Source organism: Cellulosimicrobium sp. RS (genome assembly GCF_046159675.1).
In the GTDB taxonomy this organism is placed as follows: Bacteria; Actinomycetota; Actinomycetes; order Actinomycetales; family Cellulomonadaceae; genus Cellulosimicrobium; species Cellulosimicrobium funkei.
On the sequence record NZ_JBJXVU010000006.1, the window covers coordinates 20,225 to 35,005 of the forward strand.

The following is a 14,781-nucleotide window of genomic DNA, read 5'->3' on the forward strand; positions in this document are numbered from 1 at the left end:
GGAGACCCGGAGGTCCCCGTCGTGCTCGTCGTGCGGGCAGCGTACGGTCGGCCCGGCCGATGGGCCGCCCGGACGCCCGAGCGCCCGCGCGCCGAGCGCGGTGCCCGGCGGGCCGGTGCTCAGCGCACCGACCCGCCGGAGCTCGTCAGGAGCAGGACCGGGCCGCGTAGTCCGCCGTCCCGGAGAACGTCCTCCCCTCGGCGTCCGTGGCGGTCACGGTCACGGTGCCCGCGTCGACCGCGACGGCGCGCGACGCGAACGACTGGTACGCGTTCGCACCCGGCGCGACGTCCGCGACCTGCTTCGACCCGTACGGGGTCTCGAGCGTGATCGCGAGCGGCACCGTGTCGTCGTTCGCCGCGCGGACCGCGACGAACACCTTGCCGGCCATGCAGCGCGTCTCCGCGGTGATGGTGACGGCGATCGGCTCGGCCTCGTCCTCGATCACCCGGAAGTGGCCGAAGGACGCCGGAGCACCGGTGTCGGCCGACGCCCCGAGGGCGAAGAGACCGACCTTGGCGTCCGCGGCGGGCGCGTTGGTCACGCTCTCGTCGAACGTGGTCCACGTCTCGCCGTCCGCGCTGTACGCGCCGGTGAACGTGTCACCGGAGCGCGTGAGGCGCAGGTGCCACACCGACTCGGCGAGGCTCCCCGTCTGCGGCTGCGGGTTCTGCACCACGCCGCCGACCTCGCTGCGCAGCTCGATCCGGGCGTTGCGCGCCTGGCCGGCCTGGTTGTCGACCACGTAGTCGAGCTTCACGTAGTCGTCGTCGCCGCCGTAGACGATCAGACCGCCCTGCTGGTACTGACGGTCGAACGCGGAGCCGTCGACGACGGTCTCGATCGTCCACTCGTCACCCGGCTGGTCCTGCAGCACGATGTTCGGCACCGGGCGGTTGTCCGTCCCGTAGATGTCCGTGGGCGTCGTGTCGATCTGCAGGGAGCCGTCCGCTACGCGGTAGCCGGTCGGGTCCTCGCGGACGATCGACCAGCGGCACGTGTCGAGGGCGTCGCCGTCGAACTCGTCGTCCGGCCCGGGGGCCGCCGCCGTGTCGTCGGGCGTGATGTGGAACCAGTCGAACTCCGCGTCGACGACCGGGGTGGTCGTGTTGTTGCCCTTGAGGGCCACGAGCCCGATCTTCGCGTTCTCCAGGTCGGCGATCGACTTGGTCTGCGGCATCGTCGTGAAGTCGATGCCGTCGGCCGAGTACGCCGCCTGCAGGCTCGCGCCGTCGCTGACGAACCGCACGTAGACCGTGTCGGGGTAGTCGGCACCGAGCGCGGCCGAGTTGGACTCGTTGACCTCGTTCGGCTGGGCGTTCTCCTCACGGATGAACTGGAAGATCCGCGTCGCCGGGTCCGCCGTGGCCGACCGGCCCTGGAGCACCATCTTCGCGTAGTTGTCCTGGTCCTCCCAGATCAGCAGACCGGCCTGCTGGTACTGCTGGCGGGCCGGCAGGGTCACCTTCGCGGTGGCCGTGAACGGTCCGTCCGGGAGGTCCTGGAGCACCAGGTTCGGCACGACGGTGTTGTCCGTGCCGTAGAAGTCCCGCGTCGCCGTGGGGACCACCAGGCGCCCGTCGCGCACGACGAGGTTCTGGTCGCGGTTCGTCACGGTCCAGCGGTCCTCGTCGAGGTCGGTGCCGAGGAAGTCGTCCGAGCGGCCGGAGAAGCAGAGCCCCGGACCGGTCTCGGGCGCCTTGACGGTCACCGTCGTGTACTCGACCGAGTACGCGCCGCGCTCGTCGGTGGCCCGCACCTGGAGCCGGTAGGTGCCCGGCTGGTCGTACGTGACCGCGAACGAGTCGGTGCCGTCGACGAACCCGTCGCCGAGGCCCGCGTCCCACGCGAACGTGACGGCCTCGTCCTCGGGGTCGGTCGCCGTGACCGACGCCGTGACCTCCAGAGGAGCGGTGCCCTCCGTCGGCGTGACCTCGAACGTGTCGATGGTCGGGCGCACGTTGTCCGTGACGCCGCGGCCGTCGAACTCGAGCCAGTTGACGTTCATCTGGCCGGCCACGTTGACGAAGTAGAGCGTCCCCGTGCCCTCGGGCACGTCGGTGATCTCCGTCGTCGCCATCGTGTACGCCTGCCAGTCACCGGTGTTCGGCACGGTCACCCGGCCGATCTCCGGACCGTCGGGCGCGTCCCAGCGCACGGACACCGTGCCGCCCGAGGGCGACGCGACGCGCATGCCGAGACCCTCGACGTTGTAGAGCGACATGGGCTCGTAGGCCCACCAGTCGTCGACCTCGATGTAGCCGAGGTTCTGGCCGCCGCCCGCGCTGTCGCTGGTCTGCTCCGTCTGGACGCCCGGGTCACCGGTGCTCGCCGAGCCGGGGAGCCGGCCCGTCGAGGTGTAGTACTCGGCCTGGAGCAGCTTCGGCTGCAGGATCTGGAGCGAGTTCGTCGTGAGCGGGACGCCCACCTCGCCGCCGTCGTCGGTGTAGAACGCCTCGAGCACCCAGAAGATGTTGGCCTCGAGCCCGTGGCCCTCGTCGCGGGCCGTCTGCATGACGCCCTCGCAGCCGGTCAGCTCCTCCATCGGGTGCGCGTGGGCGTCGTGCCCGAGCGCGGTCATCATCTGCAGGTTGGAGCAGTCCACCTCGCCGTCGGGGTCCTCGACCTCGACGACGTAGCGCACCTGGTCGCCCCACTCGAACACGCCACCGTTGTCCGGGAACGTGATCGTCACGCTCGGCGCCTGGTTCCCGACGACGATGCTGACGTTCGCGAAGCCCGTCTGGCCGTTCGCGTCGGTCGCCACGAGCTGCGCGGTGTAGCTGCCGTTCTCGGTGTAGGTGTGCACCGGGTTCGCCTCGGTCGACGGGTCGGACCCGTCGCCGAACGTCCACTGCAGCGAGATCGGGTCGCCCGCCGGGTGGCGGGTGCCCTCCGAGGAGAACTGCACCGTGAGGGGCGCGGCGCCGCTGGTCACGTCCGCGCTGGCGCGGGCGATCGGCGTCGGATCACCCTGCACGTAGTTGACCTTGTAGATGCCCGACGTCGTGTTGTTGCCGCCGAAGCCCTGGCCCCAGTCGATGACGTAGAGCGAGCCGTCCGGACCGAAGTCGAAGTCCATCGCGCGGTAGAAGCCCGCCGCGGGGTCGAAGTGCTTCGGCAGGATCCGGTTGATGTCGACGAGCTCGTCGCGGTTCTCCCCGTCGAGCTGGAACGAGTACATCTTGCCCTGGTTCCACTCGCCGAAGATCGCCTTGCCGTCCCAGTACTCGGGCCACTTGACGTCCGAGTCGAGCTCCGGGTCGTAGTCGTAGACGGGGCCGCCCATGGGCGCGCCACCGCCGCCGATCTCCGGGAAGAGCGGGTTGCCGGCGTAGTTGTACCAGACGTCGGCCGCGACGGCCGGCGGGAGCTGGGTCAGGCCGGTGTTGTTCGGCGAGTCGTTCACGGGGCCGTTGGCGCAGTCGAACGCCTGGCCCGACTGGCCGGTCGCGAAGTTGTAGTCGATGTACGCCGCGTTGTCACCGGTGCAGTACGGCCACCCGTAGAAGCCCGGCTCCGCGACGATGTTCCACTCGACCGTGTTCCCCGGGCCGCGGCTCGGGTTGGCGTTCTGCGCGTCGGGGCCGTAGTCGCCGACGAGCACGTTGCCCGTCTTCTGGTCCACGCCGATGCGGAACGGGTTGCGGAAGCCCATCGCGAAGATCTCGGGCTTCGTCTTGTCCGTGCCCGGGGCGAACATGTTCCCCTCGGGGATCGTGTACGTGCCGTCGTCCTCCGGGTGGATGCGCAGCACCTTGCCGCGGAGGTCGTTCGTGTTCGCCGACGTGCGCTGCGCGTCGTACGACGTGCGGCCCGCGCGCTCGTCGAGCGGCGCGTAGCCGGCCGACTCGAACGGGTTGGTGTTGTCGCCCGTCACGATCACGAGGTTGTCGTCGCCGTCGAAGACCATGTCACCACCCGCGTGGCAGCACGTCTCGCGCTGCGTCGGGATGACGAGGACCTTCTCCTCGCTCGCGGCCGAGATCGTCCGGGTCGCCTCGTCATACGTGAAGCGCGAGACGCGGTTGTGCGGCCCGTCCGTCCCGACGTCCTGCGGCGACCAGAAGAGGTAGACCCAGCCGTTCTCCCCGAAGTCCGGGTCCAGGACGACGCCCGTGAGCCCGTCCTCGTTGGCCTGCGTGACCGCGAGGGTCATCGCCGTCGTGGTCTGGTTGCTCTCCGGGTCGATGAGGCGGACGCGCCCGTCGCGCTCGACGTAGAAGACCGTCCCGTCGGGGGCGACGTCGAGCATCATCGGGTTGGACGTCTCCTCGTCGAGCGAGACGACCTCGTAGCTGTCCGACTGCGACGCGGCGCAGTCCGACGGCACGACGCCCGCGGCGGTCTGGATGCCGCCGAGCAGGTGCTGGAGGAACTCCGGCTCCACGTAGGACTCGTTCGTGTGGCCGCCGCCGGTGTACCACGAGCGGCCGCCGTCGTACGCCTGGCACCAGGCGATCGGGTGGTCGGCGCCCATCGCGCCCGACCCCGCGGTGTAGGACGTCTCGTCCAGGCTCGCGAGCACGTGGACGGTGTCACGCGGGTTGGTGCGGTAGTTGTACCACTCGTCGTAGCGGTCCCAGCGCGACGGCAGGTGCGCCGTCGACTCGTGGGCGTGGTCCTCGACCTTGACGGTCGCGTCCTGGTTCTGCGGGTGGCTGCTGAAGTACGCGCCGACCAGCTCGCCGTACCACGGCCAGTCGTACTCGGTGTCGGACGCCGCGTGGATGCCCGCGTACCCGCCGCCGTTCTGGATGTAGCGCTCGAACGCGGCCTGCTGGTCGTCGTTGAGGACGTCACCCGTCGTGGACAGCCACACGACGGCGTCGTACTGCGCCAGGTTCTCGTCCGTGAACGCTCCCGCGTCCTCGGTCGTGGTCACGTCGAAGTCGTTCTCCGCGCCGAGCTGCTGGATCGCCGCGATGCCCGCGGGGATCGACCCGTGCCGGAACCCGGCGGTCTTGCTGAAGACGAGCACGTCGAACGGTGCGGTGTCGGCGGCGGCTGCGACCGGAGCCGCCGGAGCGACGCTCCCGGCGGCGGGGGCCGCCGTGGCCGACACCGCCGTCGCGATGGTCAGGGGGAGAGCGATCGCCGCCGCGGCTGCTGCCGCGACCGTGCGCCTCATGGCGAGCGATCCTCCAAGCACGTTTCTCACAAGGTCTCCTCGTCGAGATGGGGAACTGTGCTGCGCTCCGCCGGGTCGGCGCCATCGGCCTGCCGTCCGTCCCGGGCTCGTCGGCGGACTGTCTCGGTGCTCCGCCGGGCACCTTCCTCGCCGCCAGCGCGGCGGTCGTACCTCCTCTCGTCGTCCGGTCGTCGGCCGTGCACCTGCGCGCGGCCGACGACCGGTCTGCCGTCCGTGCGGCGGGTCGAGACCTAGGGCTCGACCCAGCCGCCCGACGCCGCGCTGCGCTCGACCGCGTCGAGCACGCGCTGGACCACCAGGCCGTCCGCGAAGGTCGGCGCCGGGTGCGTCCCCGCGGCGATGCCCTCGACCAGGTCGACGACCTGGTGCGTGAAGGCGTGCTCGTAGCCGAGGCCGTGGCCCGCGGGCCACCAGTGCCCGACGTACGCGTGCTGCGGCTCCGTCACGACGATGCGGCGGAAGCCCGCGACGGCCGGGTCGTCGGCGGCGTCGAAGTAGTGCAGGACGTTCATGTCCTCGAAGTCGAACGCGACCGAGCCCTTCGACCCGTTGATCTCCAGCCGGATCGCGTTCTTGCGGCCGTAGGCGAACCGGGTCGCCTCGAACGTGCCGATCGCGCCGCCGGACATCCGGGCGAGGAAGATCGCGGCGTCGTCCACGGTGACGGGGCCGCGCTCGGTGCCGCCCTGCCCCGAGAGACCGGCGAACTCCGTCGCGACGGGACGCTCCTTGACGAATGTCTCGAGCAGGCCGGAGACGCTCGTGATCCGCTCGCCGGTGATGAACTGGGCGAGGTCGATCACGTGCGCGCCGATGTCGCCGAGCGCGCCGCTGCCGGCCTTGGTCTTGTCCAGACGCCACGACAGGGGCGCGTCCTCGTCCGCGATCCAGTCCTGGAGGTACTGCGCGCGCACGTGCCGCACGGTGCCGATGCGGCCGTCGGCCACGAGCTGGCGCGCGAGCTGGATCGCCGGCACGCGGCGGTAGGTGAAGCCCACCATCGCGACCTGCCCGCGCCGCGCGGCGGCCTCGGCGGCCGCGACCATCTTCTCGGCCTCGGCGACCGTGTTCGCGAGCGGCTTCTCGCAGAGCACGTGCTTGCCGGCCTCGAGCGCGGCGATCGCGATCTCGGCGTGGGTGTCGCCGGGGGTGCACACGTCGACGAGGTCGACGTCGTCCCGGCCGACGAGCGCCTGCCAGCTCGTCTCCGTGGACTCCCAGCCGAGCCGCTGCGCGGCGGCGGCGACCGCCTCCGGGTTGCGGCCGCCGAGGACCCGCATCCGCGGGTCGAGGGGGAGGTCGAAGAACCGGGGGGCGGTCCGCCAGGCCTGCGAGTGCGCTGCCCCCATGAACGAGTACCCGACCATGCCGACGCCGAGCTGCGCGCCGTCGTTTCCTGCCATGACGTTCCTTCCGTGCTTCTCACGGCGCACGCCCACGGTCCGGCCGGGCGGTACCCGGGCGGACCGTGGGCGTGGTCCGCGTGCTTCCTGCTGCGTGCTGACGGGTGTCAGCGGGTCCGTCAGGACTGGAACGCGGTGGGCAGGTACTGGTCGACGTTGTCCTTCGTCACGACGGGCGCGAAGAGCTGGACCGTGCGCGGCACGTCGGACGACGCGAGGTCGCTGAGGTTCTTCTCGTGCGCCACGAGGCGGGCGAGCTTGATGCCGTCCGCGGCCTGCGTCGACGGGTAGACGACCGTCGCCTGGAGGACGGAGTCACCGGCCTGGATGTGCTCCATGACCTGCTTCGAGCCGGCGCCGCCGACCATGAAGAACTCGTCGCGGCCCGCGTTCTCGATCGCGGAGAGGACGCCGACGCCCTGGTCGTCGTCGTGGTTCCAGATGGCGTCGATCTGCGGCGCGGCCTGGAGGAGGTTGGCCGTCGCGGCCTCGCCACCCTGGACCGTGAAGTCCGCGGCGACGCGGTTGTCGACGTCGAGGCCGCAGTCGGACAGCGCGTCCTCGAAGCCCTGGCTGCGGTCCTGCGTGAGCGGCAGCGAGTCGATGCCGGCGATCTCGGCGACCACGGCGTCCGGGTTGTCGCCCAGCTGCTCGCAGATGTACTGGCCGGCGCTCACGCCCATGCCGTAGTTGTCGCCGAGCACCGTCGTCCGGGCGGCGAACGGGCTGGAGAACTCGCGGTCGACGTTGATGACGGGGATCCCGGCGTCCATCGCCTTGGTCGCGACCTCGGTGAGCGCGGCGCCGTCGAACGGCAGCAGCACGATCGCGTCGACGCCGTCGTTGATGAAGCCCTCGATCTGGCTGATCTGGACGTTCACGTCGTTCGTGCCGTCGGCGACACGGAGCTCGACGTCCTCGTACTCCGCGGCCTCCGCCTCGGCGGCGGTCGTGATGGCGCCCATCCAGCCGTGGTCGGCGGCGGGGGCCGAGAAGCCGATGACGATCGGGTCGCCCGGGGCGTCGTTGTCGGAGACGGCCTGGTTGGCGCTGCCCCCGCCGTCGCCCTCGGCCGTGCCCTCGTCCTGCGGCGTGTTGGAGGTGCACGCCGTCGCGATCAGCGCGATCGAGGCGGCCGAGACCGTCGCGAGCGTGATGCGGCGGCGGAGGGTGGTGCGTGCGGACATGGGATCTCCTTCGATGCTGTCCTGCGGGTGGAACCTCAGGGGAACTGGCGGGGTGGGGGTGGTGCGGGGCTCGTCGGGCTGCGGCGTGGTGCGGGGGCGCCGCGGGGCCCGGGGTCGCTAGGTGGTGCGCCGGGAGAGGCGCTGCTGGAGCAGGACCGCGCCGACGATGATCGCGCCCTTGGCGATCTGCTGCACCGAGCTGTCGATGTTGTTGATGATGAAGACGTTCGTGAGCGTCGTGAAGATCAGGACACCGAGGACGGTGCCGACGATCGTGCCCCGGCCTCCCGCGAGGAGCGTGCCGCCGACGACGACCGCCGCGATGGTGTCCAGCTCGAGGAGCAGACCGTTGGTCGAGGACCCGGCGCTGGTGCGGGCGAGGATCATGACGCCGGCGATGCCGGCGGTGAGGCCGGACAGCGCGTACACGTACAGGAGGTGGCGCTTGACCTTGATGCCCGCGAGACGAGCGGCCTCGGCGTTGCCGCCGACGGCGACCGTCCGGCGGCCGAACGTCGTGCGGTTGAAGAGGAACCAGCCGAGCACGGCGACGACCGCGAAGATCCACACGATCTTCGGCACCCCGAGGAGGTTGCCGCGGAAGATGTCGTTGAACGCGTCGACCTGGACGATCTGCGTGCGCTTCTGCGCGATGAGCTCGGCGAGGCCGCGGGCGGCGACGAGCATCGCGAGCGTCGCGATGAACGCCACGACCCGGCCGTAGGCGATGATCAGGCCGTTGAGGAGACCCGCTCCGAGGCCGACCGCGAGCGCGCAGATCACCATGACGACCCAGCCGTACGACTGCGTCGCGAGCGTCGTCGCCCAGACCGAGGACAGACCCAGCACGGAGCCGACCGAGAGGTCGATGCCGCCCGTCGTGATGACGAACGTCATGCCGATGGCCAGGACGCCGGTGACCGACCCGAGGCTGAGGATGGTCATGAGGTTGCTGACGCTCGCGAACCGCTCCCCCGCCGTCGCGAAGCCCACGGCGCACAGGAGGAGCAGAGCGACGACGAGGCCGATGTTCCGCCCCGCGGCGCCGGACATGAACCCGCTCTTGCGGCGTTCGCCCGCGGCCTTCTCGACCCGGGCCGACTCGTCGGCCTCCGGCTTCTTCGTCGGCATCGACGCCGACACCTGCTGCTCGCTCACGCGACACTTCCTTCCATGACCATGTCGAGCACCTGGTGCTCGTCGATGGAGCTCGAGGGCCCCTCGTGGACGACGCGACCCTCGGAGACGACGAGGACGCGGTCGGCGAGGCCGAGGACTTCGGGGATCTCGCTGGACACGACGACGACGGCGGCACCCTCGTCGGCGAGCCTGCGGATGAGGGCGTAGATCTCGGCGCGCGCGCCGACGTCGACGCCGCGCGTGGGCTCGTCGAGGAGCAGCACGCGGCAGCCGTGGACGAGCCAGCGGGCGAGCATCGCCTTCTGCTGGTTGCCGCCCGACAGCGTGCGGATGGCCCGGTCGACGCCGGTGGGGCGCAGCTCGAGCGAGTCGGCCTGCTCCTTCGCCGCCTTGCGCTCGGCGCTCTCGTCGAGGAGACCGAAGCGCGCGAAGCGCGAGAACGTCGAGAGCGTGACGTTGCGGTAGACGGGTTCGTCGAGGAGCAGGCCCTGGCTCTTGCGCTCCTCGGGCGCGAGCCCGATCCCGGCACCGACGGCGGAGGCCACGGACCCGGACCGCAGCCTCGTGGAGTCGACGGTCACGGTGCCGGCGGTCGCCTTGCGCGCCCCGTAGACCGTCTCGATGATCTCCGAGCGGCCCGCGCCCACGAGCCCGGCGAGACCGACGATCTCCCCGGCTCGCACCTGGAACGACACGTCCGCGAACACGCCGCGCAGGCTCAGCCCCGCGACGTCGAGCACGACGGGAGCGGCGTCCACCGGGCCGTCGGAGTCCGGGAAGACGTACTCGACCGAGCGCCCGGTCATGAGCGTGATGAGCTTCGCCGTCGGGGTCTCGGACACCGGGAGGTTCTGCGCGACGGTCCGGCCGTCCTTGAGGACGGTGATGCGGTCGCCGATCTCGCGGATCTCCTCGAGCCGGTGGGAGATGTAGACGACGGCGACCCCCGCCTTGGTCAGCTCCTTGACGACGCGGAAGAGGTTGCCCACCTCCTCGGAGTCGAGCACCGCCGAGGGCTCGTCCATGATGATGACGCGCGCGTCGTGGGACAGCGCCCGGGCCATGGAGACGATCTGCTTGCCGGCGGCCGACAGCCGTCCGACCTCCGTGCTCGGCGAGACCTCCGAGTGCCCGAGCCGCTGGAGCAGCTCGCGCGTCTTGCGCACCGCCTCGCGGCGCTGGGAGAACCCCATGGTCGCGAGCTCGTGCCCGAGGTAGACGTTCTCCGCGACGGTCAGGCCGTCGACGACGTCGAGCTCCTGGTACATCGTCGCGACGCCGTGCTTCAGCGCTGCGACGGGGTCGGAGATGGTGATGGGCTCGCCGTCGAGGAGGATCCTGCCCTCGGTGGGCTGGTGGGCACCGGCGAGCACCTTGATGAGCGTGGACTTGCCGGCCCCGTTCTGGCCGAGGAGACAGTGGACCTCGCCCGGGAGGATCTCGAGATCGACGCCGTCGAGCGCACGAGCCCCGGGGAAGACCTTGACGATGCCCTGCATCTGCAGGAGCGGCTGGGGAGGGTCTGCGGTGACCATGCGGTGAACCTAGCGAACCTTTTGACGAGCGTCAATCATAAGGTTGACGTCTTTTGCCACTGTTACCACTCCGTGACCGACAAAAGTGTGCGCGCCCTGGTCGCCGGATGGGAACGCTCCCGCCGCTCCCGGGGTGCCACGGGGTGCTGCGGAGGCGATAGTGTCCGGCAAGCCCTGTACGAGCAGGGATGCCGACGATGCGACGTGCGATCGGGGACCAGGGGGAGCTCGTGGGGCGGTCGTCGCCCGGACCGGAGGCCCACCGTCGGGCCTCCACACCTTTCGACGACGTCCATGTCGCCTTGGGAGGGGACAGTAGGGTACCTTTTGGCGATCGTCAAGCAAAAGCCGATGACTCGTCCGCCTGGTACGGACGACCGACGAGAGGCTCCGTGATTCACTGTGCCCATGGAGGAACTGCTGAAGTTCGCGCCGCGCCCGACCGGTGCCGGCGACATGTTCCAGCTGCTCCGGGACGGTCAGCCGCGCACCCGTGCGGACCTCGCAGCGATCACGGGGCAGGCGCGGTCGACCATCGCCGCCCGGATCGACCTCCTCATGACGGCCGGCCTCATCGCCCCCGCGGGCGAGGCCAGCTCGACCGGTGGGCGCCCGCCCGTGACCTTCGCCTTCAGCCCTGAGGCGCGCATCGTGCTCGCCGTGGACCTCGGCGCGACCCACGCCCGCCTCGCCGTCACGGACCTCGCGTCCAACGTGCTCGCCGAGACCGACGCGGCCCTCGCGATCGCGGACGGTCCCGACGTCGTCCTGTCGTGGGTCGCGGACACCGGCGAGAAGCTCGTCGCGACCACCGGGCGCAGCATCGACGACCTGGTCAGCGTCGGCGTCGGCCTCCCCGGCCCCGTCGAGCACTCCTCCGGACGGCCCATCAACCCGCCGATCATGCCCGCGTGGGACGACGTCGACGTCCCCGGGATCCTGCAGAAGCGGTTCGACGCCTCCGTGCTCGTCGACAACGACGTGAACATCATGGCGCTGGGCGAGCACCGCACCGCGTGGCCCGCGGTCACCGACATGCTCTTCGTCAAGGTCGCGACGGGCATCGGCTCGGGCATCATCGCCGACGGCGAGCTCCGGCGCGGCGCGCAGGGCGCCGCGGGCGACATCGGGCACGTCGCCGTCCCGAGCGCCGCCGACGTCCCGTGCCGCTGCGGGAACGTGGGCTGCCTCGAGGCCGTCGCGAGCGGCCAGGCCGTCGCCGCGGCCCTCGCCGCCGCGGGCCTCGACGCGACCACCAGCTCCGACGTCGTCGCGCTCGTGCGCGGCGGCGACCTCGCCGCGAGCCAGGCCGTGCGCCAGGCCGGGCGCGACATCGGCTCCGTCCTCGCGGCGTGCGTCAGCCTGCTCAACCCCTCGCTCATCGTCATCGGCGGCATCGTCGCCGAGGCGGGCGAGCACCTCATCGCGGGCATCCGCGAGATCGTCTACCAGCGCTCGCTGCCCCTCGCGACGCAGCACCTGCGCATCGTCACCTCGCAGGCACGAGGTCAGGCCGGCGTGCTCGGTGCGAGCGCCATGGCCGTCGATCACGTACTCTCGCCCGCAGCGATCGACGCGCTCATCGCCTGAGCGCGGTCGACGGGGGCCGCTGCCCGCGCGCGCGGGCGCGACGAGTGTGACGAAGCACGAGGAGGAGTCATGACCGAGCGGAACCGTCGAGCGCTCGTGGTCCGGGGCGGGTGGCCCGGGCACGCACCCGAGGAGGCCGCCGAGCTGTTCATCCCGTTCCTCGAGGCGTCCGGCTACGACGTGACGCTCGAGGGGTCGCTCGAGGCGTACGCCGACGAGGAGTTCATGACGAGCCTCGACCTCGTCGTGCAGTGCTGGACGATGGGCGAGATCCTCCCGGACGAGATGCGCGGCCTGCGCACGGCTATCGCGAACGGCACCGGGTTCGCGGGCTGGCACGGCGGCATCGTCGACTCGTTCCGGCTCGCCACCGACTACCTGCAGATGGTGGGCGGGCAGTTCGCCGCCCACGCGCACGACCTCGTGGACCACACGATCGAGATCGTGCCCGAGCGCGGGGACCACCCGATCGTCGCGGGGATCGACTCGATCGCGCTGCACTCGGAGCAGTACTGGGTGCTCGCCGACTCGTACAACGACGTCCTCGCGACCACGACGATCCTCCCGCGCGACGGCGACCCGTGGCACGAGCCCGTCGTCTCCCCCGCCGTGTGGACGCGCCGCTGGGGCGCCGGACGCATCTTCGTGTGCGCGGCGGGGCACCAGCTCGCCGACCTCGAGGTGCCTCCGATCCGCACGATCGTCGAGCGCGGCATCCTCTGGGCGAGCCGCTGAGCCCGCGCGCGTGACCGGCTTCCGCGGCCTGCTCGCCTACCCGATCACGCCCCTCACCGACGACGACGCCCCCGACCTCGACGCTCTCGGCCGCCTGGTCCGGGACGCCGCCGGGGCCGGCGTCGACGGCGTCGTGGTGCTCGCGTCGTCGGGCGCCGGGGTCACGTTCGACCCGGACGAGCGCGACGCCGTCGTGCGGGCGGCCGTGTCCGCGGGGTCGACGGGCGCCACGGCCGTGCCCGTCCACGTCGCGGTGAGCGGCGCGTCGACGCGCGAGGTCCTCGCACGGGCCCGTGCCGCGCGCGACGCGGGCGCCCACGGGCTCGTGCTCGCGCCGTTCTCCTACCTCCCGCTCGACGAGGCGGAGGTCGTGGCGCTGTTCGAGGCGGTCGCGGCGGACGTCGACCTGCCGGTGTGCTTCTACAACCGCAGCGTCCAGACCGCGTACGACCTCACGCCGGGCGCCCTGGCGCACCTCGCCCGCACGACGACCGTGGTCGCGGTCAAGGACGCGGCGTCGACGCCCGCGCGACCCGGAGGGCGGGTCGCTGAGCTGCGGGCCGCGACCGACAGCCTCGGCGTGAGCGTCGGGCTGAGCGGCGACGTCCCTCTCGTGCGCGGCGCCGAGCCGGCCGACGCCTGGCACACCGGGCTCGCCGCGCTCGTCCCCGCGGAGTACGTCGCGCTCCGCCGCACCCGCACCGCGGGCACGGTGCCCGATGCGCGGGTCGCCCGCTGGCTGCACGACCTGACCGCCGTGCTCGCCGACCTGCGCCCGGTGAGCGGGTTCCACGCCCTCGCCACCCTGCTCGGCGTACCGACCGCTCCCCCGCGCGGGCCGTCGCTCCCCGTCCCGCCCGACGGCGTCGCGCGGCTGCGCGAGGTCGTCGGGCGGCGGCCCCGGGGCTGAGCCGTCAGACCGCCGCGAGCACCGCGGCGTGCAGGTCGAGCAGGCCGGTGGTGCGCTCGCTCGGGCCGCGGCCGAAGCCGCACTCCGTCGCGACGCCGACCGGGCGGTCGCCGAGCACCGACGCCGCCGCGGCGAGCCGACGGCGTGCGCCCTCGACACCGTCCTCGTGGTGCAGGAGCCCGAGGTAGAGCTCGGTCGCCGGGTCCAGGCGCAGGTCCGCCAGCGGCGCGACGTACGCGACGTCGTCGCGCGCGATAGGGACCGGCAGGTGGACCCACTGGACCGGCCGGTCGAGGTGCTCCACGAGGGCGTTCGCGACGCGGACGAGGTTCGCGGTGTCCGTCGGCTCGACGAAGTGCTTCTCCGCGACGTCGCCGTAGCAGAGGTGGAACCCCAGCTCGGCCCCGGCGGGGACGTGCCGGGCGAACGCCGCCGCCCGGCGCGCGCAGCCGACGACGACGTCCTCGTCTCCCCCGGCCTCGGCGTCGAACCACGCGCGCGCGGCCCCGCCGCCGAGGTTCGCGCCCTCGACGAACGCGAACTCGGTCGCGAGGTCGACCTGGACCGCGAGGTCCTCCGCGGGGATCGCGGCGCTGATCGCCGCGAGCTCGCGGACGAGCGCGGCCTCGTACGCCGGGTGCACCGCCGCGCGGTCCTGGGGCGCGACGAACGCCGTCACCGGCGCGAGCGGCGAGGGCAGGCACACCTGGAAGCGGGCCCCGGCCGGCAGGGCGCCCTCCTCGCGCAGCGCGACGAAGTCGGCGTACGAGGCGAGGGCCGCGTCGGCGTAGCCGAGCGGGCCGAACCGCAGGTCGGCCGCGTCGACGGAGCCGTCGAGGACGTGCGGGCGCACGTCGAACCCTGCGACGACGACCGGGTCCACCGGGACGCGCGCGAGTCCGTCGACGGCGGAGAACCGCTCACCCTGGAAGAGGATCCAGTGGAACCGCTCGCCGACCTCCCCGTCGGGGACGCGGCGCACGTGGTCGCCGAGGTGCTCCCCCACCGCACGGAAGGTCTCGCGCGCGGTCGGCAGGTTCACGGAGCCCACGAGGTGGGCGCCGCGCAGGGTCGGGAGGGTACGGGACGGGGCGGTGGTGGCGTCGAGCACCGGAGCATCGTAGGCGCC

At 72.0% G+C, this 14,781-nt stretch carries 9 protein-coding genes; 3 read left to right on the forward strand and 6 right to left on the reverse strand.

The window, feature by feature from the left end; all coding sequences use genetic code 11:
- Positions 1-145: 145 nt before the first annotated feature.
- The 5 genes from ACI769_RS10555 to ACI769_RS10575 all read right to left on the reverse strand — a co-directional run bounded on the left by ACI769_RS10555 (position 146) and on the right by ACI769_RS10575 (position 10,417).
- The gene (locus ACI769_RS10555) at positions 146-5,131 is read right to left on the reverse strand and encodes a ThuA domain-containing protein (protein ID WP_409141565.1); all 4,986 of its coding nucleotides are present in this window, start codon (positions 5,129-5,131) and stop codon (positions 146-148) included.
- Between the two features lie 251 nt (positions 5,132-5,382).
- Positions 5,383-6,555, reverse strand: a complete 1,173-nt coding sequence (locus ACI769_RS10560; protein ID WP_021479936.1) for a Gfo/Idh/MocA family protein — start codon at positions 6,553-6,555, stop codon at positions 5,383-5,385.
- 119 nt (positions 6,556-6,674) lie between these two features.
- Positions 6,675-7,742, reverse strand: coding sequence for a substrate-binding domain-containing protein (locus ACI769_RS10565; RefSeq protein WP_021479937.1), 1,068 nt, complete (start codon positions 7,740-7,742; stop codon positions 6,675-6,677).
- Positions 7,743-7,859: 117 nt separating this feature from the next.
- Positions 7,860-8,900, reverse strand: a complete 1,041-nt coding sequence (locus ACI769_RS10570; protein ID WP_034655390.1) for an ABC transporter permease — start codon at positions 8,898-8,900, stop codon at positions 7,860-7,862.
- Entirely contained in the window at positions 8,897-10,417 is a 1,521-nt protein-coding gene (locus tag ACI769_RS10575; protein WP_086150719.1) for a sugar ABC transporter ATP-binding protein, read from the reverse strand. Before ACI769_RS10575 ends, ACI769_RS10570 begins: the two co-directional genes overlap by 4 nt.
- Before the next feature lie 408 nt (positions 10,418-10,825).
- Between ACI769_RS10575 and ACI769_RS10580 the strand changes: the two genes are divergently transcribed.
- The 3 genes from ACI769_RS10580 to ACI769_RS10590 all read left to right on the forward strand — a co-directional run bounded on the left by ACI769_RS10580 (position 10,826) and on the right by ACI769_RS10590 (position 13,652).
- Positions 10,826-12,007: an ROK family protein gene (locus ACI769_RS10580; RefSeq protein ID WP_034655387.1), complete on the forward strand. Its 1,182-nt coding sequence runs from the start codon at positions 10,826-10,828 to the stop codon at positions 12,005-12,007.
- 69 nt (positions 12,008-12,076) lie between these two features.
- Complete coding sequence (locus tag ACI769_RS10585; RefSeq protein WP_021483712.1) at positions 12,077-12,742, forward strand: ThuA domain-containing protein; 666 nt, start codon at positions 12,077-12,079, stop codon at positions 12,740-12,742.
- A gap of 10 nt (positions 12,743-12,752) precedes the next feature.
- Positions 12,753-13,652: a dihydrodipicolinate synthase family protein gene (locus ACI769_RS10590; RefSeq protein WP_409141566.1), complete on the forward strand. Its 900-nt coding sequence runs from the start codon at positions 12,753-12,755 to the stop codon at positions 13,650-13,652.
- Positions 13,653-13,656: 4 nt separating this feature from the next.
- Here the strand turns inward: ACI769_RS10590 and ACI769_RS10595 are convergent, their stop codons facing one another.
- Positions 13,657-14,763: a hypothetical protein gene (locus ACI769_RS10595; RefSeq protein ID WP_085951337.1), complete on the reverse strand. Its 1,107-nt coding sequence runs from the start codon at positions 14,761-14,763 to the stop codon at positions 13,657-13,659.
- Positions 14,764-14,781 lie beyond the last annotated feature (18 nt).